This is a genomic window from Mycobacterium sp., from assembly GCF_049802695.1.
In the GTDB taxonomy this organism is placed as follows: Bacteria; Actinomycetota; Actinomycetes; order Mycobacteriales; family Mycobacteriaceae; genus Mycobacterium.
In genome coordinates, this window is sequence record NZ_JBARMY010000415.1 from 1 (window position 1) to 2,879 (window position 2,879).

Here is a 2,879-nt window from a genome sequence, read left to right on the forward strand (position 1 = left end):
CGAGCAGCCCGAGAGCGGCCAACGCCGCGCCGCCGGCGAGCATGCATCGCCTGCTGAGGACCGGGACGGTGCTTGGCACAGCCACATCCTGCCATTGCGGCGAGCCCAGTTCGTGATGCGGTGACCACCAAAGCGCGATCGGACCGGTGAGAGTTTCCTGGCGTATGGTTGGTTAGCTGGTTCTTAGTGGAACGCCAACCGCCGCGCGCCGGATGGCCGCTGGAGCCGCCCGCCGGGCGACATCCCGCCGTTGACCGGACAATTCAAGATGAGGAGCTCGCTGTGGCCACCCGGCTACCGTCGCAGACGCAAGTAATCGAGCTACTCCGTGGAACTTTCGTGCGTGCGGGCTATGACATCGAAGACGTCGTCATTGACGCGCGCGCTCGCCCGCCGCGGATCACGGTGATCGCCGATGGTGACAGCGCACTTGATCTGGACACGATCGCCGAGTTGTCCCGCTCAGCCTCGACGTTGCTGGACGACCTACTAGACGGCCCGGACGGCCAGGACGCGACCGACGGCGGGTACGTGCTGGAGGTCAGCTCGCCCGGTGTCGAAAGGCCGCTGAGCACAGCAAAGCACTTCCGTCGAGCGCGCGGCCGCAAGGTCGAGCTGCTGCTGTCGGACGGGTCCCAGCTGACCGGCCGGGTCGGCGAAACGCGCGGCACGACGACCACCCTGGTGGTACGCGACGGCCGCAGCGATTGGGCGCTGCGCGAAATAGCTCTCGATCAGATTGCTAAAGCTGTTGTGCAAGTGGAGTTCTCGGCGCCACCGCAGCGAGAGCTGGAGCTGGCGGGCATCAGCCGGAGCGCGGGAACGGAGGCCGGCGCATGAACCCGCCGGCGACGATGCAGAGCGTAGCGATGGGGAGGGCCGGCGCATGAACCCGCCGGCGACGACGCAGAGCGTAGCGATGCGGAGGAGCGGCGCATGAACATCGACATGGCCGCCCTGCATGCGATCGAGGCGGACAAAGGCATTTCGGTGGACGTCGTCGTCGAGACCATCAAATCCGCGCTGCTCACCGCTTACCGTCACACCGAGGGACACCAGGCCGACGCCCACATCGACATCGACCGCAGAACCGGCGTGGTGCGGGTGCTCGCCCGCGAGACCGACGAAGACGGAAACGTCCTGAGTGAATGGGACGACACCCCTGAGGGTTTCGGCCGGATCGCGGCGACCACCGCGCGCCAGGTGATTCTGCAGCGGCTTCGCGACGCCGAGAACGAGCGCAACTACGGCGAGTTCTCCACCCGCGAGGGCGAGATCGTGGCCGGAGTGATCCAGCGCGACAGCCGCGCCAACGCGCGAGGTCTGGTCGTCGTGCGGATGGGCAGCGAGACCAAAGGGTCCGAGGGCGTCATCCCGGCGGCCGAACAGGTTCCCGGCGAGACCTATGAGCACGGCGACCGGCTGCGGTGTTACGTCGTCGGCGTGAGCCGCGGTGCGCGTGAGCCGCTGATCACCTTGTCGCGCACTCATCCCAACCTGGTGCGCAGGCTGTTCTCGTTGGAGGTGCCGGAGATTGCCGACGGGTCCGTCGAGATCGTCGCGGTCGCCCGGGAAGCCGGTCACCGGTCCAAGATTGCGGTGGCGTCGCGGGTGCCGGGGCTCAACGCCAAGGGTGCCTGCATCGGACCGATGGGACAGCGGGTGCGCAATGTGATGAGCGAACTGTCGGGCGAGAAAATCGACATCATCGACTACGACGAGGACCCGGCCCGATTCGTGGCCAATGCGCTTTCGCCGGCCAAGGTCGTCTCGGTCTCAGTCATCGACCCCAACGCGCGCGCCGCACGGGTGGTGGTACCCGACTTCCAGCTGTCGCTGGCCATCGGCAAGGAGGGCCAGAATGCCCGGCTGGCGGCCCGGCTCACCGGATGGCGTATCGATATTCGGGGTGACTCGCCGGTGCAACCGGCCGGCCCTCGGCCGGAGCACGGCGCCAGCCACGGAGTTGCCCGCGAAAGCTAGCCCCGGCGGCGATGCCGGCGACAGGCGGCGGCGGAGGAGCGGGGTTTCGCTGGCTCAGCCACCTCCGGTGGTGTCCACCGGTTGCCAGGACGGTAGACTCAACCGTGATCCAGCGCGAGACTTCGGCCTCGGCACATCGGCGCAGCGAGGGTCCGGTGCGCACATGTGTCGGTTGCCGAAAGCGAGAGTTGGCCGTCGCACTGCTTCGAGTGGTGGCTGTGTCGACCGGGAACGGTGAATGCGCCGTAATCGTTGACGCAACCGGTAGTCTTCCGGGGCGGGGTGCGTGGTTGCACCCGGCGCCGCAGTGCGCACACGAAGCGATTCGGCGGCGAGCTTTCACCAAAGCGTTGCGCATCACCGGTTCACCGGACACCTCCGCGGTGGTCGAGCAGGTTCGTGTGCTCGGCACCCCCGGCAACAGACAGGCAGCGAAGAACATGAGCACACCGTGAAGTTCGAATGACCATGTGTCATAGCTAAACCCGAGGCGCGGCCTACTACCGCTGTCGCCTCATGGACAGGAGAAGTAGTGGCAGGTAAGGCCCGCGTACACGAGTTGGCCAAGGAACTCGGTGTTACCAGTAAGGAAGTGCTCGCCCGGCTGAGTCAACAGGGCGAATTCGTCAAATCCGCCTCATCGACGGTGGAGGCACCCGTCGCGCGACGGCTGCGCGAGTCGTTCGGTGGCGGCAAAGCGGCCTCGGAGAATGCTTCGAACGTCGCAACGAAAGCCGCAGGCAGACCCAACCTTCAAGCCGGTGGAAACGGCTCCGCCACCGTGACGCCCGTACGGCCTGCCGGCGGAGACGGCGCCACCGCCTCCGCTCCAGCGGCTCCGGCCGAAACCCCCGAACACAAGCCGTCGGCACCCGTGGTCAAGGCGACTCCTGAGG

At 66.9% G+C, this 2,879-nt stretch carries 4 protein-coding genes; all 4 read left to right on the plus strand.

The window, feature by feature from the left end; all coding sequences use genetic code 11:
• Positions 1–282: 282 nt before the first annotated feature.
• Positions 283–840 (plus strand): ribosome maturation factor RimP, encoded by a 558-nt coding sequence (rimP, locus tag WA317_RS16930; protein WP_425174129.1) that lies wholly within the window; start codon positions 283–285, stop codon positions 838–840.
• Between the two features lie 96 nt (positions 841–936).
• Positions 937–1,983, plus strand: coding sequence for a transcription termination factor NusA (nusA, locus tag WA317_RS16935; RefSeq protein WP_425174130.1), 1,047 nt, complete (start codon positions 937–939; stop codon positions 1,981–1,983).
• A 218-nt stretch (positions 1,984–2,201) separates the two neighbouring features.
• A complete protein-coding gene (locus WA317_RS16940; protein WP_425174131.1) occupies positions 2,202–2,438 on the plus strand; it encodes a YlxR family protein in 237 nt (78 codons plus the stop codon).
• 77 nt (positions 2,439–2,515) lie between these two features.
• On the plus strand, positions 2,516–2,879 hold a 364-nt coding region (locus WA317_RS16945), incomplete at its 3' end, for a translation initiation factor IF-2 N-terminal domain-containing protein (protein ID WP_425174132.1).